22 protein-coding genes are annotated in these 26,542 nt (G+C 60.3%); 12 read left to right on the forward strand and 10 right to left on the reverse strand.

Going from position 1 to position 26,542, the window contains the following annotated elements; genetic code table 11:
• The first annotated feature begins 191 nt into the window (after positions 1-191).
• The 4 genes from P3T16_RS30080 to P3T16_RS30095 all read left to right on the forward strand — a co-directional run bounded on the left by P3T16_RS30080 (position 192) and on the right by P3T16_RS30095 (position 5,264).
• Positions 192-563, forward strand: coding sequence for a tautomerase family protein (locus tag P3T16_RS30080; protein WP_429345014.1), 372 nt, complete (start codon positions 192-194; stop codon positions 561-563).
• A gap of 293 nt (positions 564-856) precedes the next feature.
• On the forward strand, positions 857-2,188 hold the full coding sequence (locus P3T16_RS30085; RefSeq protein WP_429345015.1) for an MFS transporter: 1,332 nt from the start codon (positions 857-859) through the stop codon (positions 2,186-2,188).
• 620 nt (positions 2,189-2,808) lie between these two features.
• Positions 2,809-3,732, forward strand: a complete 924-nt coding sequence (locus tag P3T16_RS30090) for a 3-keto-5-aminohexanoate cleavage protein (protein ID WP_429345016.1) — start codon at positions 2,809-2,811, stop codon at positions 3,730-3,732.
• Between the two features lie 662 nt (positions 3,733-4,394).
• Complete coding sequence (locus P3T16_RS30095) at positions 4,395-5,264, forward strand: AraC family transcriptional regulator (RefSeq protein ID WP_007588883.1); 870 nt, start codon at positions 4,395-4,397, stop codon at positions 5,262-5,264.
• A gap of 719 nt (positions 5,265-5,983) precedes the next feature.
• Here P3T16_RS30095 and P3T16_RS30100 read toward each other — a convergent pair.
• The 4 genes from P3T16_RS30100 to P3T16_RS30115 form a co-directional block, all read right to left on the reverse strand.
• On the reverse strand, positions 5,984-7,426 hold the full coding sequence (locus tag P3T16_RS30100) for an aldehyde dehydrogenase family protein (protein ID WP_429345017.1): 1,443 nt from the start codon (positions 7,424-7,426) through the stop codon (positions 5,984-5,986).
• A 33-nt stretch (positions 7,427-7,459) separates the two neighbouring features.
• Complete coding sequence (locus P3T16_RS30105) at positions 7,460-8,644, reverse strand: fumarylacetoacetate hydrolase family protein (RefSeq protein ID WP_429345018.1); 1,185 nt, start codon at positions 8,642-8,644, stop codon at positions 7,460-7,462.
• A gap of 68 nt (positions 8,645-8,712) precedes the next feature.
• The gene (locus P3T16_RS30110; protein WP_429345019.1) at positions 8,713-9,945 is read right to left on the reverse strand and encodes a porin; all 1,233 of its coding nucleotides are present in this window, start codon (positions 9,943-9,945) and stop codon (positions 8,713-8,715) included.
• A 388-nt stretch (positions 9,946-10,333) separates the two neighbouring features.
• The gene (locus P3T16_RS30115; protein ID WP_429345020.1) at positions 10,334-11,767 is read right to left on the reverse strand and encodes an MFS transporter; all 1,434 of its coding nucleotides are present in this window, start codon (positions 11,765-11,767) and stop codon (positions 10,334-10,336) included.
• Positions 11,768-11,853: 86 nt separating this feature from the next.
• On the opposite strand from P3T16_RS30115, the gene P3T16_RS30120 reads away from it, so the two are divergent.
• The 5 genes from P3T16_RS30120 to P3T16_RS30140 all read left to right on the forward strand — a co-directional run bounded on the left by P3T16_RS30120 (position 11,854) and on the right by P3T16_RS30140 (position 16,772).
• On the forward strand, positions 11,854-12,663 hold the full coding sequence (locus tag P3T16_RS30120; protein WP_429345021.1) for an IclR family transcriptional regulator: 810 nt from the start codon (positions 11,854-11,856) through the stop codon (positions 12,661-12,663).
• Positions 12,660-13,469: a 2-keto-4-pentenoate hydratase gene (locus P3T16_RS30125; RefSeq protein ID WP_429345022.1), complete on the forward strand. Its 810-nt coding sequence runs from the start codon at positions 12,660-12,662 to the stop codon at positions 13,467-13,469. Before P3T16_RS30120 ends, P3T16_RS30125 begins: the two co-directional genes overlap by 4 nt.
• Before the next feature lie 12 nt (positions 13,470-13,481).
• The gene (locus P3T16_RS30130) at positions 13,482-14,375 is read left to right on the forward strand and encodes a fumarylacetoacetate hydrolase family protein (RefSeq protein WP_429345023.1); all 894 of its coding nucleotides are present in this window, start codon (positions 13,482-13,484) and stop codon (positions 14,373-14,375) included.
• 29 nt (positions 14,376-14,404) lie between these two features.
• Complete coding sequence (locus tag P3T16_RS30135) at positions 14,405-15,100, forward strand: hypothetical protein (RefSeq protein WP_429345024.1); 696 nt, start codon at positions 14,405-14,407, stop codon at positions 15,098-15,100.
• Between the two features lie 100 nt (positions 15,101-15,200).
• Positions 15,201-16,772: a UxaA family hydrolase gene (locus P3T16_RS30140; RefSeq protein WP_429345025.1), complete on the forward strand. Its 1,572-nt coding sequence runs from the start codon at positions 15,201-15,203 to the stop codon at positions 16,770-16,772.
• Between the two features lie 333 nt (positions 16,773-17,105).
• Here P3T16_RS30140 and P3T16_RS30145 read toward each other — a convergent pair whose 3' ends face one another.
• The 5 genes from P3T16_RS30145 to P3T16_RS30165 all read right to left on the reverse strand — a co-directional run bounded on the left by P3T16_RS30145 (position 17,106) and on the right by P3T16_RS30165 (position 22,276).
• Entirely contained in the window at positions 17,106-18,134 is a 1,029-nt protein-coding gene (locus tag P3T16_RS30145) for an alpha/beta fold hydrolase (RefSeq protein WP_429345026.1), read from the reverse strand.
• Between the two features lie 23 nt (positions 18,135-18,157).
• Positions 18,158-19,177, reverse strand: a complete 1,020-nt coding sequence (locus tag P3T16_RS30150) for a Gfo/Idh/MocA family protein (RefSeq protein WP_429345027.1) — start codon at positions 19,175-19,177, stop codon at positions 18,158-18,160.
• A gap of 124 nt (positions 19,178-19,301) precedes the next feature.
• Positions 19,302-20,138 carry a shikimate dehydrogenase family protein gene (locus P3T16_RS30155; RefSeq protein WP_429345028.1) on the reverse strand — a complete coding sequence of 279 codons (837 nt, stop codon included), beginning with the start codon at positions 20,136-20,138 and terminating at the stop codon, positions 19,302-19,304.
• A gap of 132 nt (positions 20,139-20,270) precedes the next feature.
• Positions 20,271-20,723 carry a cupin domain-containing protein gene (locus tag P3T16_RS30160; RefSeq protein WP_429345029.1) on the reverse strand — a complete coding sequence of 151 codons (453 nt, stop codon included), beginning with the start codon at positions 20,721-20,723 and terminating at the stop codon, positions 20,271-20,273.
• A 119-nt stretch (positions 20,724-20,842) separates the two neighbouring features.
• Positions 20,843-22,276, reverse strand: a complete 1,434-nt coding sequence (locus P3T16_RS30165; protein WP_429345030.1) for an MFS transporter — start codon at positions 22,274-22,276, stop codon at positions 20,843-20,845.
• 86 nt (positions 22,277-22,362) lie between these two features.
• Between P3T16_RS30165 and P3T16_RS30170 the strand changes: the two genes are divergently transcribed.
• Entirely contained in the window at positions 22,363-23,169 is an 807-nt protein-coding gene (locus P3T16_RS30170) for an IclR family transcriptional regulator (protein ID WP_429345031.1), read from the forward strand.
• A 332-nt stretch (positions 23,170-23,501) separates the two neighbouring features.
• Here P3T16_RS30170 and P3T16_RS30175 read toward each other — a convergent pair whose 3' ends face one another.
• Positions 23,502-23,708: a hypothetical protein gene (locus tag P3T16_RS30175; protein WP_429345032.1), complete on the reverse strand. Its 207-nt coding sequence runs from the start codon at positions 23,706-23,708 to the stop codon at positions 23,502-23,504.
• 575 nt (positions 23,709-24,283) lie between these two features.
• Here P3T16_RS30175 and P3T16_RS30180 point away from each other — a divergent pair.
• Complete coding sequence (locus P3T16_RS30180; RefSeq protein WP_429345033.1) at positions 24,284-25,216, forward strand: LysR family transcriptional regulator; 933 nt, start codon at positions 24,284-24,286, stop codon at positions 25,214-25,216.
• Positions 25,213-26,514 carry a C4-dicarboxylate transporter DctA gene (gene dctA / locus P3T16_RS30185; RefSeq protein ID WP_429345034.1) on the forward strand — a complete coding sequence of 434 codons (1,302 nt, stop codon included), beginning with the start codon at positions 25,213-25,215 and terminating at the stop codon, positions 26,512-26,514. Before P3T16_RS30180 ends, dctA begins: the two co-directional genes overlap by 4 nt.
• Positions 26,515-26,542 lie beyond the last annotated feature (28 nt).

The raw sequence follows: 26,542 nt of genomic DNA on the forward strand, positions 1-26,542 counted from the left end.
TCACGAACGGGTCAAACCGCACGTCCAAGACGCGGCGCTTCCGGCAAAGTCTTTGACGCACACGCAAGCCGTATCGGCCAGAAATCCATGTCATGGCACTTCTAAGCAAGGGTGGCGCCGCGTTGCAATCACCAAAGGCGGCGTTCCGAGAGACTGAGGGCTCCAATAGCCCATCTTCACGGAGACACAACATGCCTGTTATTGTTTGCGAATGCAAGGTCGGAATCGAAGCTGACGTCAAGGCCAAGATCGCCAGCGAGTTCACGAGCGCGATCAAGGAGATCATCCTCTCGCCGCTCGACTTGATCAGCGTCGTATTCCATGAAGTCACGTCCGAGAACACCTACCGTTCGGGAGAGCCCACTTCCGAAACGCTGATCTTCTGCCACATACGGGATGGGCGCAGCGACGGCGCCGTGCTATCGCTGGCCAAAAAGGTGAGCTCCATCTGGAGCGCGTGCACCGGGGCACCGGAGGACGAAGTCGAGGTTCTCGTCGCACTGTATCCCGCCAAATACGTCGTGCGCGCCGGTGAACGCCTGCCCGAAGCCCCTCGCGTGTGAGGGTGCTGCAGCCGGCTCGGACTAAGGGAAGCGACCTTGTCTATGCAAGGGCGGTCATTGGCCCGTGAGGTCTCAGCCCCGAATGTGGTTACCTGCGCCGCTTCCTGAACCTCGTGCCGAAGATAAAAGGAGACAAGTCAATGAAGTCAACCCGCCCTAAGCCGGCAACAGCAGATTCAAGCTTGCAAGCATCGAAGCACTCGCTCGTCGGGCGCACTGGCTCCCGAGCTTGCCACCTGATGCCGGCTCGGAGCTAGAGGCATCTCTCCGCTCAAACTCTCCAAGGAGAAACCATGCACCGGATAGATGTTCACAAACTGGCCGAGGAGGCGAAGTTCAACAGCTTTCACTGGTCGGTGCTGATCTGGTGTTTCATGATCCTGGTGCTCGACGGCTACGACCTGGCGGTCGCCGGCACCGCGCTTCCGTCGATCATGAAGGCGATGAATGTCGAGGCCGCGACCGCGGGCTTCATGGCCAGTTCGGCGCTCTTCGGCATGATGTTCGGTGCGATCCTGCTCGGCGCGCTGGCCGACAAGATCGGCCGCCGCTGCGCGATCTCGATCTGCGTGTTCTTGTTCGGCGTCTTCACCGCGGCTGCCGGGTTCACCAACGACCCGATCACCTTCAGCGTGATGCGCTTCCTCGCCGGGCTCGGCATCGGCGGCGCGATCCCGAATGCGGCGGCGCAGATGACCGAATACTCACCGAAGAAGGTGCGCGGCGTGATGGTCACGCTGATGTGCTGCGGCTACGCGGCCGGCAGCATCCTCGCCGCGCTGCTCGGCAAGCAGTTCATCGAGACCTACGGCTGGCAATCGGTGTTCGTCGCCGCGGGCGCCCCAGTGGTGCTGATCCCGTTCATGCTGAAGTACATGCCTGAGTCGCTGCCGTTCCTGATCAAGCAACACGACGACACGCATCTGCGCGAAGTGGTCCGGAAGATCCGGCCGGACATGCGGCTCGAGCCGCACGAGGAGTTCCTCGTTCCGGCCGAGGACATGGCCGTAGGCCCGACCGCAGGCAGGCTGTTCCTGGACGGCCGCGGCTTCAGCTCGGTGATGTTCTGGGTCGCCTTCATGACCTGCCTTTTCATGCTCTATGCGCTCAGTTCCTGGCTGGTCAAGCTGATGGGCATGGCCGGCTACAGCCTAGGTTCCGCGCTGAACTTCCTGGTCGCCTACAACGCCGGTGCAGTCGTCGGCGCCGTCGGTGGCGGATGGCTCGCCGACAAGCTGCACATCAAGTGGGTGACGACCGCTTTCTTCGCGGTCGCCGCGGTTTCGCTGACGCTGCTCGGCTACGGCGCGCAGCCGCTGTTTCTGATCGTTGCCGTCGTCGGCGCGTCGACGCTGGGCACGCAGATCATGCTGTACGCGTATGCCGGGCAGTTCTACCCGACGTCGATCCGTTCGACGGGACTCGGCTTTGCCTCGGGGGTCGGGCGCATCGGCGCGATCGCGGCGCCGATCGTGATCGGGCTGCTGGTCTCGATGAAGCTGCCGCTGGTGCAGAACTTCCTCGCCATTGCAATGGCCGCGGTGATCGGCGGTGTCGCGGTTGCTCTGATCAAGCACAAGACGTCGGCCTTTTTGCACAGTCATGACGCGAGCGCGGTCGGGTAGCGGCCTTGATGGCGCATTACTCGGTCAGCGCCGGCGGCGGCACTGCGCCCGGGGCAGGCGTCGGCCAGACCGGTGCGATGCTCGGAGTCAAGCATCTTTTTTAGTTACCCGCGTAGTGCGGTGAGTCCGCCTGGCCGTTGACTCCGCCAGGGCCAATTCTCTGAAGCGATCTGGCGGGTGCCAACGCGTGAGCACTGTTTGGGGCACTACATACGTCGCACTGGGCGGCAGGCCCACCGATAACGAGCTTGGCCCGGACCGGCGGCACGACGCCATGTCATGGCACTTCCAAGCAAGGGTGGCGCCGCGTTGCAATCACCAGCGGCGACGTTGCGAGAGACTGAGGAGCCTCAACAGAGGGTGGTGCAGTCTGCTCGGACTAAGGGGAGCGATCTTGTCTATGCAAGGGCGGTCCTTGGCCCGTGAGGTCTCAGCCCCGAATGTGGTTACCTGCGCCGCATCGTGAAACTCATACCGAAGATAAAAGGAGACAAGTCAATGAAGTCAACCCGCTCTAAGCCGGCAACAGCAGATTCAAGCTTGCAAGCATCGAAGCACTCGCTCGCCAGGCGCACTGGCTGCCGAACTGGCCACCTGATGCGAATTTCCGGGTTCATAGTATGAGCAAAGTCATCATCACATGTGCTGTGACCGGTGCGATTCATACCCCCTCGATGTCGCCGTATCTACCGATTACACCGGAAGAGATCACCGAAGCCTCGGTCGGCGCGGCCGAAGCGGGCGCCGCGATCATTCACCTTCATGCACGCGATCCTGTCACGGGCAAGCCGGACCAGAGCCCCGATGCATTCGGCCAATTCTTGCCGCAGATCAAGGCACGCACCGATGCGGTGTTGAATATCACCAGCGGCGGCTCGCCCTACATGACGATCGAGGAGCGCATTCTGCCGTCAATGCGCTTTGCGCCCGAGGTGGCCTCTCTCAACATGGGCTCCATGAACTTCGCGCTTTTCCCGATGCTGGCGCGTTTCAAGGAGTTCAAACATGCCTGGGAGCGCGAAGCGCTCGAAGCCAGTCGCGACCTGATTTTCCGCAACACCTTTAAGGATATCGAATACGCCCTGGCGCAATGCGCCGCCAACGACACGCGCTTCGAATTCGAGTGCTACGACGTGAGCCACCTCTACAACTTGGCGCACTTCGTCGAGCGCGGTCTGATCAAGGCGCCGTTCTTTGTCCAGATGGTGTTTGGCATCCTGGGAGGCATCGGCACCCATCCAGAAGACGTGTTGCACATGAAGCGGACGGCCGACCGGCTGTTCGGCAATGACTATCGCTGGTCGGTGCTGGGGGCAGGCAAGGATCAGCTTCGCCTTGCAGCAATGTCCGCGAGTATGGGCGGCAATGTGCGCGTCGGATTGGAAGACAGCCTGTGGCTTGGACGCGGTACGCTGGCCGAGAGCGGTGCAGCGCAGGTGAGGCAGGCGCGCCAGATTATCGAGGGGCTTGGACTCGAAATCGCCAGCCCGAACGAAGCCCGGGAAATCCTGCAATTGAAGGGCATTGGGAAAGTCAAGTTCTGAACGTTGCTCCGCACCTTGGCGACAGGACTGTGGCGTCAGACTAAAGGAAGAAGACGATGGCTAGTGCGGGAATATCGCTGCGCTTGATGATCGATCATTGGCTCGCCCCGGACCCCTCGACGATGGTTCGCGTCACTAAGTTCCGAAACAGACGGTCCAGGCACGAATGCTACGTATGCGTCGAGACATTCAGAGGGACATGTCCGGTTGCCATGTTCTTCTTTCGTCACCAAGACGGCACATGGAGCATATTCCCGCCCAGTCGAGAACGGCCGGCTATGCGCGCCACTTAAATTTCGACGAACGTTTAACTCGCCATATTGGATGGCGTCAGCAGCAAGTCAGAACGCGCTGGCCATAGCACCATTGAATGCCACTGCGCCGGCGGCCAAAAGCGTGGGCCGGCCGCCGGACGCGTCGGTGATCTGAACTATGCAACGGGCCCCTTGCAGGCCCGTTGTCTCGGCTCATCGCATCGCCGTTGCGCCACAGCAGGAGGAGCTGAGGTGTACGATAGGCAGGGACGAAGCGACGCGGTTGACGTCCATGCGTCGGCGACCCTCCCCATAAGGGCATTCATCAGCGACTGATTCGCTTGCTGAGTAAAGGGAGAGTCCGCGCGCACAATGAGGCCGGACGCAAGGTGGAAGCGGAGGTAAGCAATGGATGGTCACCTGGACTTACAAGCTGAATATCGCGAGGTTGGGGGCGAACTCGTAGCCGGCACCATTGTTGACTCGCGCACCACCCATCTCGAAGTCCTCGAGCGCCGAGCGACCGGGCCGATCTCGTGGCGTTTTCGTCAACCGCGGCTCGCGCTATTCTGGTTTCGGAACGGCCTCAAAGAGTTGCATCTGGAGCTCGACGGACGCCGCATTCACTCGGGAATAAAACGAGGAACAAACTTTGCGCTGTTCCCAGCCTCGACTTCAGTCGAAGGCGAGTTCGACGTAGCCGCGTCCTTCGACTACACGGTAGTCTTCCTCGACCCGACCGTTGCGTCCGACGCCGGCTGCCACTTCAATCGGCCGCTGATTGCCTTCGGCAACGAAGATCTGCAACGTAGCCTTTCGGTGCTTTGCCGTGAGGCGCGCAATGCAGACAGCCTTTACGGGTTGTTCGCCGAGGGCTGGGCAATGCAAGCACTCGCCCTACTGGCGCGGGTCGACGGCAGCCAGGCAGCCACCGTTCGCCGGTGCGGTGGCCTCGCACCTGGCAGCTTGCGGCGCGTTATCGACTACATCGAGGCCGACTTGTCGAGGCCGTTCACGATCGAGGGCTTGGCGCAAGTAGCCGGTGTTAGTCCCCGGCATTTCATGCGGGCTTTTCGGGAAAGTGCCGGGCAGACACCCTTGCGCTTTGTGTACAGTCTGCGTCTCGAGCGGGCCAAGGAGTTCCTCTTGGATCCCCGTCGCACCGCAACTGAAGTCGCGCTGGAGTGCGGCTTCAGCCATGCTCAGCACTTCAGCACCGCATTCAAGAAGGCGACCGGCGTGACGCCGTCCGATTTCCGCAGGGCTGCGACGCGCTGATGGCCACGCGGCCCCAGGGCCAATTGGCTTCGATCGCTCTCAATAGCGAATCGTCGATTCGCCATTGAATCTTCTCTTTAAAGGGAAGGGTAGCCCTTCCCACCCCCTCTCTGCCGCCCTTAACAGGCTGCTGAAATACACCTAGTCAGAAGCAGCCGTTTTGCGCTTACGCGGCGGCTGCCGCAAGTTTTATCGCATTGTGCAATTTCAACGCGAATCCGCTCGAATGCAGCCGCGTGGCGTTTGAACATAAAAGGCGGCGAGGGGTCGACTGCCGCCGGCCGCGTCGGGCAGTAGTCGGCCGAGGCCGTGTCAAAACTCAAAATCACTAGGTTTTAGGGGGTTGCTTTACCCCTCCCGGAGTGCCGCGAGGCCGATATAAGGTGTTCTGACAAGCCGCTTTTCGCGCTGAGCCGAAGCGGCGTGCGTTTTGACACAATCTGGGCCATAAACGGCCTTTCGCGGAGGCGCAAAGATCGTCGTTCAGTGGCTGCTTCATACCGATCAACGGACCTTCAACGTGGCCATCCACTCGGTAACCTGCTGCCGTTGAACGTTTTCTCGATGGAACTGTTTGTTTGCGCGTGTCAACTGTCGGGTAATCGGCTGACGGGTCGCCGGGTACCGCTCACGTCGGCCGTGCAGTCGTGTTAAATGCAGGGAGGACTCGAGCACATCTTACGAGGCTGCCAGTTCTCGCTCACTCTTTCATCGCTTGCTCAAACGTTCCCGGGAGCGACGTATGCGGTTTTCACGGTCGTATAGAACTCGCGCGCATAGGTGCCCTGTTCACGGGGACCCAGGCTCGAACCTTTGCGCCCGCCGAACGGAACGTGGTAATCGACGCCCGCGGTCGCCGTATTGATCATCACCATACCGGCCTGTACGTGACGCTTGAAATGGCTCGCATGAGCCAGCGACATGGTGCAGATGCCAGCGGAGAGGCCGAATGGCGAGTCGTTGGCTACGGCAAGCGCTTCCTCGTAATCCGCGACCTTGATGACGGAAGCGACAGGGCCGAACACTTCCTCCCTGTTGATCGTCATCGCCGGGGTCGTGTTGGTCACGAGAGCGGGTGCCAGGAAAAATCCTTCGGTTGCCGAGGGAACACGACCCCCGCCAAACACCGAGCCACCTTCGGTGCGTGCGAGTTCAATATAACGCTCGTCCTGTTCTAGCTGTTTGGCATCGACAACGGGACCGATCTGCGTCGACGCATCCAGCGCGTTACCAATCTTGAGACTGCGCATGCGCGCCTGCATGGCCCCGACAAAGCGGTCGTGGATGCCGCTCGTCACGATCAGGCGGCTGGACGCGGTACAACGCTGGCCGGTGGAGTAGAACGCGCCGTTGATACACGCTTCGACGGCGACGTCGAGATCCGCGTCGTCGAGCACGACCATTGGGTTCTTGCCACCCATCTCGAGCTGGAACTTCTTTCCGGTCGCGACGCATTTCGCGGCGATCGCCTGGCCGGTCCCAACCGAGCCGGTGAAGCTGATGGCATCCACGTCGGCTGACTTGACGAGTGTTTCGCCGACGATCGAACCCTTACCCATGACCAGATTGATAACTCCCGCCGGTGCACCGCCCTCGGCGATGATCTTGACAAGTTCCCATACGCTGCCCGGCACGAGTTCCGCCGGCTTGATGACCACGCAGTTTCCATACGCGAGCGCAGGCGCGATCTTCCAGGCGGGAATAGCGATCGGGAAGTTCCACGGCGTGATCAGACCGATGACGCCTAGCGGTTCGCGTGTGACTTCGACCGTCAGTCCCGGGCGGACGGACGGCAAAATCTCGCCGCCGCCCCGCAATGCCTCGCCCGCGAAGAATTTGAAAATCTGTCCGGCGCGTCCCACTTCGCCGACTGCTTCGGCGAGCGTTTTCCCTTCCTCGCGTGCCAGGAGCTTACCGAGTTCGTTTTTGCGCGCAAGGATGGTACCGCCGACCTGGTCGAGCAAGTCAAAGCGCTGCTGTGGGGTACTGAGCGACCAGGTGCGAAAGGCTGAGCGTGCAGACGCGATTGCTTTCTGTGTCTGATCTGTGCTGGCCCGTGCGAAATCGCCGATCACGTCGCTCGTGTCCGAAGGGTTCACATTAGGAGCGAAGTCGTTGCCATCGACCCATTCGCCGCCAATGAAGTTCTGGAATTGCGTCATCGTAAATCCGTCAGTGAGTAAATATCTGCTTGATCAACCGAGGTTCAGCAGCGAGCGCTCGGCGAGATTGGCGTACAGCGCACGCACGCCGAATGTCCACGGAGCGATTTGGGTCGACAGCCGCACGGTGTTGACGAGCGCGCCAAGCGGAGGGGCGCTGATCGTCACGCGGTCGCCGAGGTGATGCGTAAAGCCGCCACCCGGCGCATCGCGATCCTTGATCGGAGAGAACATCGTGCCGAGGAACAACATGAAGCCATCGGGATATTGATGGTGCTTGCCCCAGGTCTGACTTACCAGGTCAAGAGGGTCACGGCTGATCTCTTGCATATGGCTGACGCCTTCGAGCACGAAGCCGTCGTCGGTACCTTCCACGCGCAACGAAACACTCGTTTCTCGGATCGTGTCCAGCGTGAACCGTCCGTCGAACAGGCGGATAAACGGACCGATCGCGCACGAGCCGTTGTTGTCCTTGCACTTGCCCAGCAGCAGCGCGGAACGGCCTTCGATGTCGCGCAGATTGACGTCGTTACCCAGTGTGGCGCCCACCACCTCGCCTTTGCTGTTGACTGCGAGGACGATCTCCGGCTCAGGGTTGTTCCACTTTGAAGCAGGCAGCAAGCCGATATCGGCACCGAGTCCGACTGAAGACATAGGCTGCGCCTTCGAAAATACCTCTGCATCGGTGCCGATTCCGACTTCCATGTACTGCGACCATGCACCGCGTCGCTGCAGTTCTTCCTTGAGCTTGACGGCAGCTTCTGAGCCGGGCTTGATCTTCGACAGATCGGTGCCGATCAGACGCGTGATCGCAGCGCGCACTTCCTCAGCCTTCGCAGGGTCGCCGCCTGCCTGCTCTTCAATGACGCGTTCAAGAAGGCTGACGGCAAACGTCACGCCACAGGCTTTGATGGCTTGCAGATCGCAGGGAGCCAGGAGGTAGGGTTGACCCTCTTTCCGTTGTGCGGCGACGGTGGTTTCGATCAGATTGCCGACATGACCCAGAGATTCGCCAGAAGCCTGCCGGACGAGTTCTACGAGATCCTGGCGATCGAAAAGATCGGATACGGTTGGTGCGATGCGGGAGATATCGAACACTTCGCCGCCGCGAACCGCAACGACGCACGGTCCCGCGCCGTTTTTTGTTTGACGCCACACGCGGCCAACGAGCAGGGCACCGTCGAGATCGTCAGGCAGATAGCTGGAATATGAGGTCATGAACGGATCCAATGTGCATTGAAAGTGTTGGCGATCGTAGCCGGAATAAGGATAAAACTCTGGTGATGCTAGAAGCGGTGGACGATACCCACGCCTGCTGCAAACATGCTGCGCGACGACGACGGAGCCGACTGGAAGCCGTCTCCGATTGATGCCGTTGCGGCGATCGAGCGGTCGGTCGGGCCACCTGGGAACGTCGGCGTGCCGAGCGTCCGACCGTTCGCGCGCTGGAATGCTTCGAGCGCGTAGAAGCCGGTGCGCTTGGATATCGCGTAGTACTGGGACAGGTTGAACTGGTGATACGACGCTGCGTCGTCGACACCGTTCGCCTTGCTCGCCCACGTGAAGCTATAGCCGGCAGCGAAGTCCCATGCCGTCGCGGGCTTCCAGTGCAGCACGGTACCGGCGGTGTTGAAAACCTGCTCGTCGGTGAACTTCGACAGCACGCCCGGGATGTACTGAACGTTTGTGTACGTCGCCGAGAGATCCCACGCGCTGTTGAATACATAGCCAAGGCCGACCGCGAAGCGATTCTGCGCCTGCGCACCCTGATAGCCGTTCGTCACCGCCGACACGCCCGATTGGCCAGCCGTATTCATCGTCGAATCCGCACCGTAGACGCCGCCGCCGACGGTTGAGTTGTTGATGCGCGAGAACGCAACCGTACCGCCGATCGGGCCTTGCTGATACTGGATCGCCGCCGACCACGTCGAACCGCGATACACGCTGTCCGGCACGCCTGCGAGCGAGTACGAGCCGCTGACCGTCAGGCCGTAGAGCTTCGGAGACGTATAGACGATCGAGTTGTTCGCGCGGTAGATCGTATCCAATGCGTCCAGATCGCCCGGGTGCGCGCCGAAGTAGCCGGTCAGCCAATTCGTCGGGCTGTACGGCGCCATCAGTGCGTAGTAAGACGTGTACTGGCGACCCAATGTCAGTGTACCGAAGGTCTGGTTCGTCAGACCGATCCAGGCTTGACGGCCGAACATCGCGTTGGCGTATTGCTGCGCACCGTTGTTGATGTTGAAGCCCGACTCCAACTGGAAGATGGCCTTGGTGCCGCCACCCAAATCTTCTGCGCCCTTCAGGCCGAAGCGGCTGCCCGCCCAGATGCCCGATGCCATCTTGACGTTCGAGCGACCACCGCTCGTCGAGCCGAGCGACGTCTGGCTGCTCTGATAAACGATCGAATCATCGACGATGCCGTACAGCGTGACGCTGCTTTGTGCGAACGCCGGCGCTGCGGCCGCGAATGCCGTTGCCGCGACGACAGCGGCCTTGGTCACGTCTAAAGTCCTCATTGCGTCTCCTATTGTGGATAAAGCGAGTTACGTCTGTTTAACGAGGTCGGCACCGACGCCTTAAGTGCGCTGCTAATAGTCGCCGGTTACGTCTCGATTTCTCGATTACATGGAAGCCGCATTCGCCAGCCTGCACGTCCCCGGATATATATGAACTTGCGAATTAATTCGGGCACGCGATAAATCAGTAGAACGACATACCTGAGTTGGCGTGAATGCACGCGTGACCCAAGCTGCGCCAATCGATGACGATCCGTCGGCGCACGACGAGGCGAGGAACTCGTGCACGTTCGAACCGGCGTCCGGCGCCGAGTTACACGTTTGCATGGATGTCCGATTTGCGTTGTGCCCAAGGAGCGATTACGCGGAGCAGCCGGCCGGCGACGGCTTAAGATCGCACGTTGTGGACAAACCCGGATTCAGCGGCATTCTTGCTCGTCGCGACCAACGATTCACTGCGCAGGCGTTCATATTCGGCCGTTGGTACGGGAATAGCGTTGCGGTCGCCGAGCTCGTCAAGGCGGATACGGTACGTTTCCCGAGTGGTGAACGCGGCGAACGCGGCGACGAGACAAATGCCGAATGTCAGAAAACCGATCTTCAATGGGATGTTGGTGGACCCAGGGGGCGCGACTGCGACGAAAAGTGCGGGGATCAAGGCCGATAAGGTCGTCCCGACATTCTGTCCGATGGCCATTCCCGTCACGCGCACCCGCGGTCGGAAGAGTTCTGGGAACAGGCTCGGGAACACACCGTTGAAGCCTTGGTAGGCGATGCCCCACATGAGCGTGGAAAAAATCAGCGAGAGCCAGAGGCTGTGAATGCTGATCGCGTAGAGGAAGCCGAAGGAAAGCAGGCCGGCGCTCAAGACGCCGACAAGTACTGGCGGCCTGCGGCCAATCCTGTCTGAGAGACTGCCGACGAAAGGAATCAGTATGACCGAACAGACGTTACCGAGAACCGGAATCCAGAGATAGACGCCGGCAGGAAAGCCGATACCGTACGCCGGCTGTACCGCGTACGCAGTGCCGAACACCGTAGCGAGAAACACGACGACGGCGGTGAGCGCCATGCAGACGACGCGCAAAACATCGCCCCAATTCTGCCGCAGGACTTCGGCGACCGGTGAGGCGGGAACCTGACCCTGAGCTCGCTCCTGGGCAAAAGTGGGGGTTTCCTGAACCTGGCGGCGGATGATGTAACCGACAATGATAACGACAACGCTGAACAGGAACGGAATCCGCCATCCCCAGGAAGCGAACTGGTCCTTCGGCATGAAATGCGCGAGGGGCAGGAAGACCCCGAACGCCAGAAGCTGCCCAGCCTGAGACCCTTGGATGGTGAAGCTTGCAAAGTAGCCGCGCCGACCAAACGGTGCATGTTCAAGAATCATGGAACTGGCACCGGAGAGCTCTCCTGCAACGGCGAACCCTTGAACGAGCCGGAGAATGACGAGCAGCACCGGAGCCCAGATGCCGACCTGCCGATACGTGGGTAAAAGTCCCACGCACATCGTCGAAATGCCCATCAGGAACATGCAGAAAATCAACACCGTCTTTCGACCGTGCCGATCGCCGACGTGGCCGAGCACCATAGCGCCTACCGGACGGGCGACATAGCCAACACCGAAAGTCGCCAGTGATGCGATGATCGCGACCGTCGGATTGCCAGAGGGGAAGAAAAGTTGCGGAAAGACCAATGACGCTGCGGTCGCGTAAATGAGGAAATCGTAGTACTCAAGTGCTGATCCAATCCAGCCGCTGGCCGCGGCTGTTTTCGATTGGCGCAGGCGATTCGGCTCAGCCGGGGTGCTTCGATTCATAACTTGTCTCCGTCTTCGATTGACTTTTCCGTTCGCGTTCTTTATTGTTGTAACAACGTTCCATCAAGAACAATGTTACCAACGCTATGAGAGTTGTCAAGGGCGCAGTTGACCGTTCACTGCAAATCATCGAGTTGCTCGCATGTGAAGCAGGCTGGATACGCATGCCTGACTTCGGCGCTGAACTCGAATTTGAGAACGGCCTGCCCCGTCGAGTGCCTGGGCAGCCGCGCGAGCAGGGCTGGGCTGGACAGGACAAACACACATCACGATACCGTCTGACTTTGAAGCTTTCCGTGCTCGGTCAGCGGTACTTGCGTGGGCTCGGCTTGCCGGCGCTGGTGCAGCCGATCCTCGATGCGGTGGCGGCGCAGTGCCGGGAACTGGTTCGCCTAATCGTCGTATGGGACTCGACGTTTGGTTGGCTGGCGTCCTCCCAAGGCGAGGCACCGGGTCTCATGTATTCGCCGTCCATGGATAGCCCTATTACCGTGCATGCAACGGTGAACGGGAAGGTATGGCTACCGTCGATGTCAAATGACCGGGCGCTCGAATGTGCATTGCGTGGTGGACTCGGAAAAGCTGTCGCCAGCTTATGCGGGCCCAGGGCAATTACCGGCATCGAGCAGTTGATTCCCGAGTTGGATCTGACCAGACAGCGCGGCTATGGGCTTGTAGTGGAAGAGGCCGAACCAGGCGTGGCCGCGTTGGCGGTGCCTGTGCGGTCGCTGACCGACGGTACGGTGGTCGGCACGATGAGCGCTGCTGGACCGGTGATGCGAGTTCGGCCCGAGCGTTACGACGACTTCTACGCGCTATTGAAAGAAGGAGCTTCGAAGCTAGATGCGGTATGGCCGCGTGAAAGCGCGGGTGGCAACGTAAGTGAGGCGGCATGAACGCGCCAGCAGCAACACAGGCCGCCGAGGCTATCGCCAGTCCGCGAGAAGAGGCAGCACGCATTCTTGTGACAGCGCGCCAAAAAGGCGAGCTCGTCGAGCGGCTGCCTGTCGAACTGTTGCCTGCGAATGTGCGCGACGGCTTTGCAATCCAGCAGGAGGTCAGCCATCAGCTAGGTGGGCGGATCGCCGCATGGAAATGCGCGCTTCCGCAGCAAGGCAAAGTCATCGCCGCGCCGATCTATGACGCTGATATCCATCGAGGCGGTGTATGTCGCATGAGTGGGCCTCCGCGTGCCGTTGTGCGGGCGGAACCGGAACTGGCCTGTCTGCTGAACCGCGACCTTCCCCCACGGCGCGACGTCTATAGCGAGGCTGAAGTGCTCGGCGCTCTTGGGCACACGCACCTCGCGCTTGAATTGCTAGGCAGTCGTTATTCGCATCCCGAAACGCTGACGTTCCCTGAACTACTGGCAGACGGCCTGTTCAATGCAGGCCTTGTCATCGGACCCCGCGTTAATTCGATCGAGGGCGCGACGCCGGCCGATCTCCCCGTCGAATTCGAGGTCAGCCTAGCCAGCGTCGGCGAAGAAGCAGTCATGTGTGCGGGACGCCACCCTGACCGGGGCGCGCTCGCGCCGATTGTGTGGCTCGCCAATTTCCTTCGCGTCCGCGGCCTCGGGCTGCATGCCGGCCAGGCTGTGATCACCGGGTCTTACGCGGGCGTTCTGGAGTTGCCTGTTGGTCGTGATTTGCGTATCGGCTTCGGCGACCTCGGCACATTGCCGATTACTTTTTTGTCCTGATAGGAGTACTAGATGCGTCTCGTCCGTTTTGGCCAGCCTGGTCAAGAGCACCCCGGTATCATCGATTCGAGCGGCGCGATCCGCGATCTGACCGGCATCGTGGATGACATTGATGGGACGACTGTCTCGCCAGTCGCCCTTGCAAAACTGAGGGAACTCGATTTAGATCGTCTGCCAGTCGTTGAAACGGGCACGCGTCTCGGCGCCTGCGTCGGCAATGTCCGTAATCTCGTGTGCATTGGCCTGAACTACTCCGATCATGCTGCTGAAACCGACACGCCGATCCCACGGGAACCGGTCGTGTTTAACAAGCATACGGGCTCCATCAGCGGCCCGAACGATCCGGTCGTCTTGCCCGCAGACGCGCAAAAGCTGGATTGGGAGGTCGAACTCGGCGTGGTGATCGGCAAACCCGCCTGGCAGATCGACGAAGCAGACGCGCTAGACCATGTGGCGGGGTACTGCCTTGCGAATGATGTTTCCGAACGCGCGTATCAGCTCGAACGCGAAGGCCAGTGGACCAAGGGTAAAAGCGGATTCTCGTTCGCTCCGCTTGGTCCGTGGCTGCTAACACGCGACGAAGTTCCCGATCCGCAGGTGCTCGACCTTTGGCTGGACGTGAACGGTACGCGTCGTCAGACGGGCAACACACGCACGATGATTTTCAACGTCGCGCACATCGTGGCGTATCTCAGCCGCTTCATGCCTTTAATGGCGGGCGACGTGATTATTACGGGCACGCCTCCTGGCGTAGGCCTCGGTCAGAAACCGCCAGTCTTTCTCAAAGCAGGCGACACCATGACGCTCGGCGGCAGCGGACTCGGCGAGCAGACACAAAAGGTTGTGCAGTACGTGAACATTCTTGGCGCAGCCTGGGGCCGCGGCGAGTATCCATCGGCACTTTAAGACGATCCGATTTGTCAACGGGAGGAGATATGAGCCTTGCTGGAACGGGCGTAGTCGCAATCTGGCACGACCTGCTGCCGGAAGCGAAAGATGAATTCTACGAGTGGCATAACCGCGAGCACATGCCGGAACGCGCCGGCATCCCCGGGTTCAGGCGCGGTCGGCGCTTCATAGCACTGGACGCAGGTCCCGAGTACTTCAATCTGTACGAGGCCGACACCGTTGAGGTGCTTGGCGCGCAAGACTACGTTACCCGGCTGAATACGCCGACGCCGTGGACCAGGCAGGTTGTCGCCTCTTTCCGGAGCGTCGCGCGCTCAATCTGTCACGTCGCCTACTCGGACGGCGTTGGGCAAGGTGCCTATCTTGTGACTGTGCGCTTCGACGTGCCTTCGGATGCACGTGCAGACGTCGTGAAGGGTTTGCGTCAGCGCGTGCTGCCGCCCCTCGCGGATCTGCCAGGGATCACGGGCGTGCACCTGTGCCTTGCAGACGAAGCAATCAGCAAAGTGGAAACGGCGGAAAAGAAGGCGCGTTCAGAGGGCACGCAGGTACCCACATGGATCGTGTTAGTCGAAGGGTGCCGGGCAGACTATGTCCGTTCAGCGGTGGGCCGTTTTGTCTCGGGACTTGCGGCATTGCCTGAGGCTGGCGCGACGGCACCGGACACGACGCTCTATCAACTTGAGTACACGCGCTGCAAAACACCCTGGAGCGCTGGCTAAGCGGTTAAGCGTCGTCGATCACCGCTTCACGGCCCTTCGCGCGAATCCCACGTGGCCACGCGCGACCGGCCCTCACCCTGAGAAACGTAGGAGTAGTGCCATGTCGTTGAATATCGCCGACACGCCCGAGCCATCCACCGCCTCGATGTCGGCTCGTATCATAAGGCTCAATCCTGTGGACGATGTTGTTATCGCGCTCGAACAGTTTGTGTCCGGCACGGTGCTCGACAAGGAAGCAGTGACGGTGTCGGGACTGATTCCACCCGGACACAAAGTGGCGACACGTGACATCGGTCAGGGTGAGGCGGTGCACCGGTACGGCCAGGTAATCGGCTTTGCAAGTCAGCCGATTCGCGCGGGGCAGCATGTACACACCCACAACCTCGTTATGGGCGACTTTGCGCGTGACTACGCATTCGGGCAGGCCGCGCGTCAGACTGTGCGCTCGAACGGGCCCGCGACATTCCAGGGCGTTGTCCGCGCAGACGGCAGAGTTGCCACACGCAACTACATCGGGATCCTCACCTCGGTAAATTGCTCGGCTACGGTTGCGCGGGCCATTGCTGATCATTTTCGCCGCGACATTCATCCAGATGAACTGGCCGCGTTCCCGAACGTCGATGGCGTCGTGGCACTCACACACGGTTCGGGTTGCGCGATCGACTCTGAAGGCGATGGTCTGGCGATCCTGCAGCGCACGCTTGGAGGCTATGCATGCCACCCGAACTTCGCAAGCGTGCTGGTCATCGGTCTCGGTTGTGAAACAAATCAGATCCCGCGACTTCTTGAGACGCAGGGACTCCGGGAACACGACCGCTTGCGAACGTTCACGATCCAGGACAGCGGTGGGACCACACTGACGATCGCGAAGGGTATCGAACTGGTTCGCCGCATGTTGCCGGAAGCAAACAACGTGAGGCGGCAGCCGGTCAGCGCAAGCCATCTCACGGTCGGTCTTCAATGCGGGGGATCGGACGGGTATTCCGGCATTACCGCCAATCCGGTGCTCGGCGCGGCGGTTGATCTGCTGGTGCAGCACGGCGGCACCGCGATTCTCTCGGAGACGCCCGAAATCTATGGCGCGGAGCACTTACTGACGCGCCGCGCCGAAACGCCCGAGGTGGGTCAGAAGCTGGTTGATCGCATCAAGTGGTGGGAGGCCTATGCGCAGCGGCAAGGGGCGCAAATCAACAACAATCCGTCTGCGGGCAACAAGGCAGGTGGCTTGACAACCGTCCTTGAAAAATCGCTGGGAGGCATCGCGAAAGCCGGCTCTACCAATCTGGTCGAAGTGTACGAGTACGCCCAGCCGGTCACGGCACGCGGCCTTGTTTTTATGGACACGCCCGGCTATGACCCGGTGTCGGCTACCGGCCAGGTAGCCGGCGGTGCGAATCTGATCTGTTTCACGACGGGACGTGGTTCAGCATACGGCTGCGCCCCCGCGCCGTCCGTCAAACTTGCGACGAACACAGCACTTTGGCAACGACAGTCCGACGATATGGATCTGAACTGCGGGGAGGTGTTGGAAGGGAGCACGACGATCGAGCAACTGGGCGGAGTGCTTTTCGAATTGCTGCTAGATGTCGCTTCGGGGAACCGTACTCGCAGTGAGCTGCATGGTTACGGACAGAACGAATTCGTACCTTGGCAAATTAGCGCAATCATGTGAGTGCACATTCATATCATTCGAGCCTCGCAATGCTGCTAAGGAGACAGTGACTTCCCCGCGCTGTGTTTGCCTGGACCGGTGGGTGTAAGCAAGTAAGCGCGACTGAAAGGCTGCTCCGCATCGCACATCTGCCGCCGGGCACCCGGAGGTATAACCGTCTGCATCGGGTCTGTTTGGTGCAATGGCCGTCGTGCGGGTTCGGCCATTCGGAGACGGTCGATGCCACGTGGAGAGTGTCATAGCGGCAACCGTCTTTTTTAGACTGCCTGCGTTCAATACGGGAGAGAAAGACGTCTCGGAGCAGGCGCGGTGATCTGTAAGCCCATAAGGGCGTCACTCACCGATTCTGCGCGGCGTCGTTTGTAGCAGTTCGTGCAACTCACGCTTGTAGAAGCGAGCCAGCCCATTGGTGCCGTGGCCGCACGTGTCCTCGCTCGCAGGAATAAGATGTAGCCATCCGTTGGGAATAAGTTGCATCGCACGCTCCATCAGGCCGGTCTCCGGCGGATAGCGTTCGTCGTCGGCAGCGTTAATGGCCAGGACCGCCGCCTTAATGTCTTTCAGGCCGGGTGCCGGATTGTAGCCGCGCGAAGCACCCCATTGATATAGAAAGTCGTTGGCATCCAATGTGAACGGCTGAGCCAACCTTGCGTCGACGTACTTGTCGGCCAGGTCGATCGTCGGCGCCGCCTTCTGGCAGGCAAGCGTCCCACCGTTAGTGGCCAGTGCAAAAAAGGCGTTGTAAAAGCGCAAGGCACTGGGCTGGCCGGTGTAATTACCGTCCCGGTACTCCGGGTCGTTTCGGACCATCTCGATGAGCATGCGGCGCAGCATCCAGTTGCGACCGGACATCTCCGTCGGTTGCGACGCCATTGGCACGAGCGCATCCATAAAGTCCGGATACCGCACACCCCAGATCCATGCGTGCATGCCGCCCATCGAGTTACCGATCAGCAGGCGCAGGTGCCGAATTCGAAGGTGCTCGGTCAGTAGCCTATGCTGCGCGAGCACCATGTCGTCATAGTTGTAAGCCGGAAATCGTGTGCGCAGTCCGTCGGACGGCCTGGACGATCCACCGGCTCCGATCGCGTCCGGAAGGATGATGAAATACTTGTCGGCATCGAGCGGCTGTCCGGGACCGAACAGCTCTCCCGCGAAATCAGGTGTCAGCATACTGGCACCAGTGCCCGTCGTGCCGTGCAGGACCAGGACCGGGTCACCGGACGGCTCGCCGATGGTACGGTAGTGTAGCCTCAACTCCGGCATCACCTCGCCGGTGTTGAAGCGGAAATCGCGCGCGATCCAATCCCCTTCCTTCGGCGAAGGGTAGTTGCCCGCGTTGCAATGACTTGTTTGCAGCATGAGCTTGCGATCCGGGCAATCCGTCACTTGGGAATCGGCTCGAGAGTTTGAAGCGCACCCCCTTGCCTGGCCGATGCGTAGGCCGCATCCATGACCTGCATCATCAGCTCTGCATCGCGCAATGACGCGATTGGCCTTGCGCCAGTACGGCACTCGGCGAGTACCCGCTTGACGAACAAGGGGTAGTAGATGTCAGTTTCAAGCTGGAGGCGGCGGCTTCGCGTGCCTGCGGAAAGATTGTTTCTGTCGCGTATCTCGATTCGGTCCGGGCCGGATTTCGCGTACATACGATCGGATGCCACAGTGAACGAGAATTCGCGCTGCTCGTCGGCGGTACTGGGAAAGCTGTATCCCGTTTCCACCAGGCCGATCACGCCGTCTTCGGTCTGCATGGTCAGCAGGGAATAGTCCTCAACGGCGCCTCGATGCGTTCTTGAGTTCATTGTCGCGGAGACTCGGGCGATCTCCTTGCCAGTGAGCAATCTGAACAAGTCGATGAAATGAGTAGCGACGTTGATCGTCGATCCGCCTCCGGAATACTCGGGATCGAGCGCCCAGCCGGCGCCTGCCGCTTCGTACCGACTGGGTGGTCCCACGATGAAACGGAAGGACATGTAATTGAAATCCGACGGTATGCGCCCCTCGGCATCTTCGAGTGAGCTCAGCAATTCGCTCATTCGAAAGATCAACGGTACTGCGCAATAAAGATTGGCTTCCTCGGTCAGTGCACGAAGCCGGGTGACCTGCGACATGTTGGTGCCACACGGTTTCTCCAGCGCGAACGGAATGTTTTTTGCGATCACGGCCTCAGCGAGCGCCGGCATTTCGGAATGCCGCCCGAACACAAATGCGAAATCGACTTCCTCGCGCTCTAGCAGTTCATAGGCCGACGAATACAACTTGCTTCCGAAGCGTGCGGCAATAGCTTCTCCCTTGACATGCTCTGCATCCGACACGGCGATCACTTCAATCCCCGGCGCCTCCAGCGCATCAAGATAGAGCGGGACATGCCAATGGCTGACCTCCAGCAAGGCGACTCTCATACGCATTCTCCTTTAAAAATTTTCAATCACTTCATGCTTCGAAATCGAATTGGTGGCGACTACCGGTTTCGGGCGCTTTTCCCTATATGTTTTGACTCTACCTTCAGGCATTCCTGCTCGGCGCTTATCGCGGGCCGTCGTCTGGCGCTGATCGTCCATTGGGGCGGTAATCGAAGCCCAGAAACCTGAGTGCATAGAAAGCCTGCCCCTGATGCATCGGGCCGCCGTCTTGGGTGCGGCAACCGCGCGCTTGCGCGGCGCGGCGAAGCGGCGTTGGCTCGGCCGCATTGATGATGTCGACGACGATGGCGCCGGGCGCTAGCCGCTCCGGATCGACCGGCATGGCATCGTTCGCTCTCATGCCGAGCGGCGTGGCATTGATCACGACCTCGAATCCTTGCGGGTCGGGTGGCCCCGAATGAGCGTCGCATCCTGTTTCGGCTGCCACGGATGCCGCAAGGTCGCCAGCCCGGTCCTCATCGACATCAGATATGGTTAGCTTGCTAGCGCCTGCAGCCGCGACCGCAAATGCGATGGCGCTACCGGCGCCTCCGGCGCCAACGAGAAGCACGGACTTATTCGCCGGATGGTTGCCTTCCCACTGCATACCAAGAACGCAGCCGACGCCGTCGAATATCGCGCCGACCCAGCGTCCATCTGATTCGCAGCGAATGACGTTGAGCGCCCCGACCTGACGAGCAGTCGGATCAAGTTCGTCGACAAGCGCGAGCATTCGTTGTTTATGAGGCATGGTGACCAGCATGCCGGACAGATTGCCCATCGCTCGCGCACCGCTGACGAAGGCCGACAGATTTGCCGCGTTGACCCAGAACGGAACGCAAACGGCGTCCACGCGCTGTTCAGTAAAAAGCTGGTTCAATAACTGTGGCGACTTGGCGGCCGTCAGTGGATCGCCCACTAACCCATAAAGTCGCGTTTTTCCTGTGATATGTGGATCCATTGCTGCGTGGCCTTCGATGTTGACTGTTGGCGCAGTCTTATCTGACTGCTCGGAAGTTGGGCTTACTGAGGGCGGGATGGATCATTCGTTTTCAGACCAAGCCACTTTGATTACGAACCGGTGTAATGCCCGTCACTTCCATGGCGCCGGCGGCACGTCAAGATCCCAGGTCCCGTAGTGGGCGGGCTCGTTGATCTCGATGACCTCCAGGTCGTCGGAGCGCCCCATGACGTTGTGCGGCACGCCGGCGGGCTGCGACATGCCCTCTCCAGCCTTGAGCGTCACGTCACCCTCTACACCGGCGAAACGGAACGTCACAAATCCGCGGAGCACGTACAGGTAGTGCCCGGTCATGTCGTGCCAGTGCCAGCCAGTAGGATCGGTGAACGGTTTCAGCGCACGAATGTGCTTCGCGCCGATGCGACCGTTAGTCACCGCGGCGAGTCCGAGGTCGCGGTACTCAGAATCGGCACGCAGGCCTTCCTGGTTCCAGCGAGCCTCGGCCGCGGTGATGCGCGCAAATGCGCTCAGAGATTGCGCGAGCTCGCGTGGGCCGTCGTAACGGGGGGTGTCTTCGTTGTGCATGTGCATACCCTCTGTATAGCGTCAATGTGTTCGCAAGCGTCGCGTCGCGTCGCTTCGGCTTGGCTCGTGCTGAGTTGCGCCAACACGGTGGTCGCAACGAATACAGCCGTCGTAAAAGCCTACGAGCGAAGCTGTTTTGCGAGATCCTGCGCATCGGCAGTTCTGGTTCTTCCGGCCATCGCTTCGCGGCGCAAGCGCTCGTACTCCGCTTTAGGGACGGGCACCGCACCGCGGTCGCCGAGATCGTTAAGGCGGATCCGGTATGTCTCTCGCGTAGTGAATGCAGCGAACGCGGCGATAAGACAGATGCCGAACGTTAGAAAGCCGATCCTCAGCGGAATGTTGGCGGTGCCGGGGGGCGCGACGGCTACAAAGAGTGTGGGCGTCAGTGCCGCAAGCGTCGTCCCAACGTTTTGTCCGATGGCCATCCCCGTCACGCGCACGCGCGTGCGAAATAGTTCTGGGAAAAGGCTCGGGAACACCCCGTTGAAGCCTTGGTAGGCGATGCCCCACATCAGCACCGAAAGAATTATGGTGAGCCAGAGATTATGGATGCTGATGGCGTACAGGTAACCAAAAGAGAGCAACCCGGCGCTGAGCACGCCGGCAAGAACTGGCGGCCTGCGGCCGATTTTGTCAGAGAGATTACCGACGAAGGGAATCAGTATGACCGAGCAGATGTTTCCGAGAACCGGAATCCAAAGAAAGACGCCAACAGGAAAGCCGATACCGTAGGCCGGCTGGACTGCATACGCGGCGCCGAACACCGTAGCAAGAAGCGCGATGACCGCAACGAGCGCCATGCAGACGACGCGTAAGACATCGTCCCAACTCTGTCGCAGGACCTCGACAACCGGTGAGGAAGGCACCTCGCCGTGAGCCTGCTCCTCGCGAAAAGCGGGAGTTTCGTCAACCTGGCGGCGAATGATGTACCCCATGATGATGACGACAAAGCTGAGGAGAAACGGAATGCGCCATCCCCAGGAAGCAAATTGATCTTTCGGTAAGAAATGCGCCAACGGCAAGAAGACCGCTGCCGCCAGGAGTTGCCCGGCTTGTACCCCTTGTAGGGTAAAGCTCGCGAAGTAGCCACGTCGGCCGAACGGTGCATGCTCAAGGATCATGGAACTGGCGCCGGAGACCTCTCCCGCGACCGCGAATCCCTGAATGAGCCGGAGGATGACGAGCAGCAACGGAGCCCAGATGCCGACCTGCTGATACGTGGGCAGGAGTCCCACGCCCATCGTCGAAAAACCCATTAAACACATGCAGAAAATCAGCACCGTCTTCCGGCCGTGTCGGTCGCCGACGTGGCCGAGCACCATAGCGCCTATGGGCCGGGCAACATAGCCGACACCGAAAGTCGCCAGGGATGCGATGATAGCTACTGTTGGGTTCTGAGAAGGGAAGAAGAGCTGCGGGAAAAGCAACGACGCTGCGGTCGCATAAATGAAGAAGTCGTAGTACTCAAGTGCTGAGCCAATCCAGCCGCTGGCCGCGGCTATCTTCGACTGGCGCTGACGATGGGCCTCAATCTGGGTGCTTCCACTCATGACTTGTCTCCGTCTTGGATTGACTTTTCGGTGCGCATTCTTTATTGTTGTAACAACGTTCCAATAAGAACCATATTACCTAAATTATGAGAGTTGTCAAGGGAGCAGTTGATCGTTCGCTTCAAGCCATCGAGTTGCTGGCGCGCGAAGCGCGCTGGATGCGAATGTCCGACATCGCAGCTCAACTTGAGCTGGAAAAAGGTCCGGCCCATCGAGTGCTTGCGCAGTTGTGCGAGCAGGGGTGGGCTGAACAAGACGAACAGACTTCCCAATACCGTTTGACCTTAAAACTTTCTTTGCTCGGTCAGCGGTACCTGCATGGGCTTGGTCTGCCGGGCCTGGTGCAGCCGATCCTCGACGAGGTCGCCGCCCAGTGCCATGAGCTGGTTCGGCTGACGGTGGTCAATGAAGGGACGCTCGCGTGGCTCGCTGCGTCTCAGGGCGCGGCACCGGGTCTCATGTATTCGCCGTCCATGCATAGTCCCATCACATTGCATGCGACATCAGTCGGAAAGGCGTGGTTGGCGGCAATGTCAAACGACGAAGCAATCGGGTACGCATTGCGTGGAGGACTCGGCAAGCCCAACGGCGCGGGAACACCGAAGGCGATCACTAGTGTCGACCAATTGATACCGGAGCTCGAACTGACGAGGCAGCGCGGCTATGGTCTCGTCGTCGAGGAGGCGGAGCCAGGCGTCGTCGCGATGGCCGTGACCGTGCGTTCGCTGATCGGCGGGGCGGTTGTCGGGACAATTAGCATTGCTGGACCGGTCTTACGAATCCCGCCGGAGCGTTACGACGCCTTCTACACGCTTTTGCAGGAAGCATCCGCGCAGTTGGGAGCGGTCTGGCCGCGCGAAAGCGTCGATGGGCATGTCAATGACACGGCCTGAGCATGTCAGAAACCGCCTGTTTTTCCGAAAGCGGGGGACACAAGGACGCTTGGTGGCAGTGGACTTGGCGAGCAAACACGCAAGTTTGTGCACTATTCGGATTCGCTTGTCGCAGCCGTCAGGGACGCCGGTTGCGAGTAACGACTCCCGAGCAGTTCAGCACGGGATGCCCGTCACCTAAAGCATCGAGCACCTCGGCTTGGCTGTATCCGTACCTTCGAGGCGGCAGGTCGCGTTTCATAAAAACAGGCGAGTTCGGGCCCTGCCTTCACGGTAGACTGCACCGAGCTGACGCTGAAGCTGCATTCGACGCTGCGGTAGATCAGATCCGCTTAGATCGGCGCGGCGATGACCTTACCCGCCGTCGCCAGCGCGCATTTCCATGCACCGGCTTCGCGCCCAAGGACATCACCCACCTTTCGCTGAATTGCGAAGCCCTCGTCAATCGTTGAAGGCCGCAGCTCGACGGGCAGGCGCTCCACCTGCGTGCCTTGACGACCCGCTGCGACGAGAATGCTTGCTGCCTTTTCATGCCACAAGGCCACTCGCTGAGAAGCATGAACTGGATTCGGCATCTCAGGCCACCTCGTTGACGCGCTCATCGACGCTCTGTCGCGGCCAGATGCCTCCCAACTGCGCGGATGCCTTGCGCAGCGCGCGAAAGGCGTCGTATCGGGGTCACCTTGAGTTCGGCGCAAATTTCCGGTTGGAACGCTCCCGGTCGCATGCGGCTTTGCGGGCTGTCCCCAATAAATATTCGCGTTAAATCGAGGAGCTGCTGTATGGACCCGAAGCCCGCGGTTTTCAGCCCTGCGAGGCGACAAGCGGCCACAAGCGGTCGGTCGAGGTCACCATCCAACTCGGTATCCAAAGTCTCGTCCGATCACGCTCAATGACCGGTCTTCGGCGAGGAGATCGCAGGTGGCAATGCCTCGACGCGGCCATGAAGAGACGCCCGCGTCTCGGACATGAATGACCGCTGACACGAAGAAACCGGCCCCTCGCTCCTCACTTCGGTTCTATCCCTCGCGGGCTGAATTACCGAGTGTTGTCCTCGATAGGCGCTTTCGCCCGCATCACGCAAAATAGGGGCTCTACAACGCGGAGGATGGCAGTGGGCGTCAACTTCGACCTGAATGATTTGCAGGCGTTTCGAGCAGTCGTGGAGTTGGGGAGCTTCCGCAAGGCTGCTGACGCGGTCAACATTTCGCAACCGGCGCTGAGCCGCCGCATCGACAAGCTAGAGGAGGCGCTCGGCGTGCGCCTTTTCGAGCGAACCACCCGCAGCGTCACGCTCACCACTGTAGGACGCGTATTCGCCCCAAGCGCTGAACAACTGCTCGATGACCTCGATGCTGCGCTGCTTGGTATTCGCGATGTTTCCTCCAGCCGCCTGGGCCATGTGACCATCGCGTGCGTACCGTCGGTTGCCTACTATTTCCTGCCGAGTGTCATCGCGAACTATCGCAGCCGCTATCCGCGGATCAGGGTCAAACTGCTGGACGCCAGCGCCAACGAGGTTCTCGGCGCGGTCATCAGCGGTGAAGCCGATTTCGGCGTCAGCTTCATGGGCAGCCAGGAGGCTGAGGTCGAGTTCAAGGTCCTGCTGCAGGAGAGGTTTGTTGCTGCGTGCCGTAGGGATCATCCGCTTGCTCGCAAGAAGCGCGTGTCCTGGAGCGAGCTCTATGAACACGAATATGTGTCAGTGGACAAAACTTCAGGCAACCGCTTGCTGCTCGATCAGGCGCTCGCCGCCGTGGCGCCGCGGGTGCCAAGCGTCTGCGAGACTCGTCATGTCACCACCATGCTTGGCCTCGTTGAAGCCGGACTGGGCGTTGCCGCTGTACCTTCGATGGCCATGCCCGTGCGGGAACATCCGATTCTGACCAGCGTGCCGCTCGTCGATCCGGTCGTGACGAGGCGCGTGGGCATCGTCAGTCGGCGGGGGCGTCAGCTTACGCCGGCCGCGCAAGAGTTTTATCGGACGATCATCGACTCGAAGCGCAGCAGCGGCACGGGTGCCGTGAGAAAGAAGGCGCCGAAATGAAGGTGGCAAGGCCGTTCAGGCTGCTTTACGTTCAGGTGCTGCTGGGTATGGGGTTCGGCGTGGCCATCGGCCATTTCTGGCCGCAGGCCGGCGCATCGCTGAAACCACTGAGCGACGCATTCGTCGCGCTGGTGCGCATGATGATCGCACCGATCGTCTTCTGTACGATCGTCACCGGCATTACCTCGCTCGCGAGCGGCGCGAGGATCGGGCGCACGATCCTGAAGGCACTGGCGCTGTTCTATTTCCTCACTGCTGTCGCGCTCGCTCTCGGACTCGCCACAGCGTTTGCGCTGCATCCGGGCGCGGGACTGCACATCGACGCGCGTCATCTTGACGCCAGAATTCTCGCGCAATACGCCACGCAGACGCAGCCGCACGGACTCGTGGAATTCACGCTCCATGTGATCCCGGAGACACTCCTCGGCGCATTCGACAAGGGCGAGGTATTGCCGGTGTTGCTGCTCGCGCTGCTGTTCGGTTTCGCGCTGAACGCCAGCGCAAGCGCTGAGCGGCGGGTGCGTGAGTTCATCGACGGCGTGGCCCACGTGCTGTTCGGCATTCTCGCGAGGATCATGCGGCTCGCACCGCTCGGCGCATTCGGTGCAATGGCCTTCACGGTGGGCCGTTTCGGCATCCGCTCGATCGGCTCGCTCGGCATGCTGATGGTGTCGTTCTATGTCGCCTGTCTACTGTTCGTCGTATTCGTTCTCGGTCCGCTGGCACGCCTGCACGGTTTCTCGCTCTGGCGGCTCCTGCGCTACATGCGCGAAGAACTTGTGATCGTGCTCGCGACATCGTCGACCGAACCGGTGCTGCCGCGCCTCATCGTCAAGCTCGAAGCGCTCGGTTGCGACAAGGGAATCGTGGGACTGGTGCTCCCTGCCGGATATTCGTTCAACCTCGACGGAACGGCGATCTATCTGACGCTTGCATCGATGTTCATTGCCCAGGCGTGCGATGTGCCGCTGTCGGGCGCGCAGATCGCGACAATGCTAGCCGTCATGCTGCTCACGTCGAAGGGCGCGGCGGGCGTATCGGGTAGCGGACTGGTTGCGCTCGTTGCGACGCTGGCAGTGATTCCCGATTTGCCACTCGCCGGTGTGGCGCTACTGGTCGGCATCGATCGCTTCATGTCCGAGGCCCGCGCGTTGACGAGCGTGATCAGCAACGCCTGCGCGGTAATTTTCGTATCGATGTGGGAGCGTTCGTGCGACCGTGTGCAACTGAAGAACTCATTGCGCTTTGCACACGAGCCGAGTCATTCTTTAGATCGGCCCGCGGACATGCCGGGCTGAATTGACGCCGAGCCAGCGGGCGAGGGCC

The sequence above is a fragment of the Paraburkholderia sp. GAS42 genome (assembly GCF_050436565.1).
Lineage (GTDB): Bacteria > Pseudomonadota > Gammaproteobacteria > Burkholderiales > Burkholderiaceae > Paraburkholderia.

Excerpts from the sequence above, each read along its gene's own strand:
- P3T16_RS30080 (WP_429345014.1), top strand. The coding sequence starts at position 192 with ATGCCTGTTATTGTTTGCGAATGCAAGGTCGGAATCGAAGCTGACGTC.
- P3T16_RS30085 (WP_429345015.1), top strand. The coding sequence starts at position 857 with ATGCACCGGATAGATGTTCACAAACTGGCCGAGGAGGCGAAGTTCAAC.
- P3T16_RS30090 (WP_429345016.1), top strand. The coding sequence starts at position 2,809 with ATGAGCAAAGTCATCATCACATGTGCTGTGACCGGTGCGATTCATACC.
- P3T16_RS30095 (WP_007588883.1), top strand. The coding sequence starts at position 4,395 with ATGGATGGTCACCTGGACTTACAAGCTGAATATCGCGAGGTTGGGGGC.
- P3T16_RS30100 (WP_429345017.1), bottom strand. The coding sequence starts at position 7,426 with ATGACGCAATTCCAGAACTTCATTGGCGGCGAATGGGTCGATGGCAAC.
- P3T16_RS30105 (WP_429345018.1), bottom strand. The coding sequence starts at position 8,644 with ATGACCTCATATTCCAGCTATCTGCCTGACGATCTCGACGGTGCCCTG.
- P3T16_RS30110 (WP_429345019.1), bottom strand. The coding sequence starts at position 9,945 with ATGAGGACTTTAGACGTGACCAAGGCCGCTGTCGTCGCGGCAACGGCA.
- P3T16_RS30115 (WP_429345020.1), bottom strand. The coding sequence starts at position 11,767 with ATGAATCGAAGCACCCCGGCTGAGCCGAATCGCCTGCGCCAATCGAAA.
- P3T16_RS30120 (WP_429345021.1), top strand. The coding sequence starts at position 11,854 with ATGAGAGTTGTCAAGGGCGCAGTTGACCGTTCACTGCAAATCATCGAG.
- P3T16_RS30125 (WP_429345022.1), top strand. The coding sequence starts at position 12,660 with ATGAACGCGCCAGCAGCAACACAGGCCGCCGAGGCTATCGCCAGTCCG.
- P3T16_RS30130 (WP_429345023.1), top strand. The coding sequence starts at position 13,482 with ATGCGTCTCGTCCGTTTTGGCCAGCCTGGTCAAGAGCACCCCGGTATC.
- P3T16_RS30135 (WP_429345024.1), top strand. The coding sequence starts at position 14,405 with ATGAGCCTTGCTGGAACGGGCGTAGTCGCAATCTGGCACGACCTGCTG.
- P3T16_RS30140 (WP_429345025.1), top strand. The coding sequence starts at position 15,201 with ATGTCGTTGAATATCGCCGACACGCCCGAGCCATCCACCGCCTCGATG.
- P3T16_RS30145 (WP_429345026.1), bottom strand. The coding sequence starts at position 18,134 with ATGCTGCAAACAAGTCATTGCAACGCGGGCAACTACCCTTCGCCGAAG.
- P3T16_RS30150 (WP_429345027.1), bottom strand. The coding sequence starts at position 19,177 with ATGAGAGTCGCCTTGCTGGAGGTCAGCCATTGGCATGTCCCGCTCTAT.
- P3T16_RS30155 (WP_429345028.1), bottom strand. The coding sequence starts at position 20,138 with ATGGATCCACATATCACAGGAAAAACGCGACTTTATGGGTTAGTGGGC.
- P3T16_RS30160 (WP_429345029.1), bottom strand. The coding sequence starts at position 20,723 with ATGCACAACGAAGACACCCCCCGTTACGACGGCCCACGCGAGCTCGCG.
- P3T16_RS30165 (WP_429345030.1), bottom strand. The coding sequence starts at position 22,276 with ATGAGTGGAAGCACCCAGATTGAGGCCCATCGTCAGCGCCAGTCGAAG.
- P3T16_RS30170 (WP_429345031.1), top strand. The coding sequence starts at position 22,363 with ATGAGAGTTGTCAAGGGAGCAGTTGATCGTTCGCTTCAAGCCATCGAG.
- dctA (WP_429345034.1), top strand. The coding sequence starts at position 25,213 with ATGAAGGTGGCAAGGCCGTTCAGGCTGCTTTACGTTCAGGTGCTGCTG.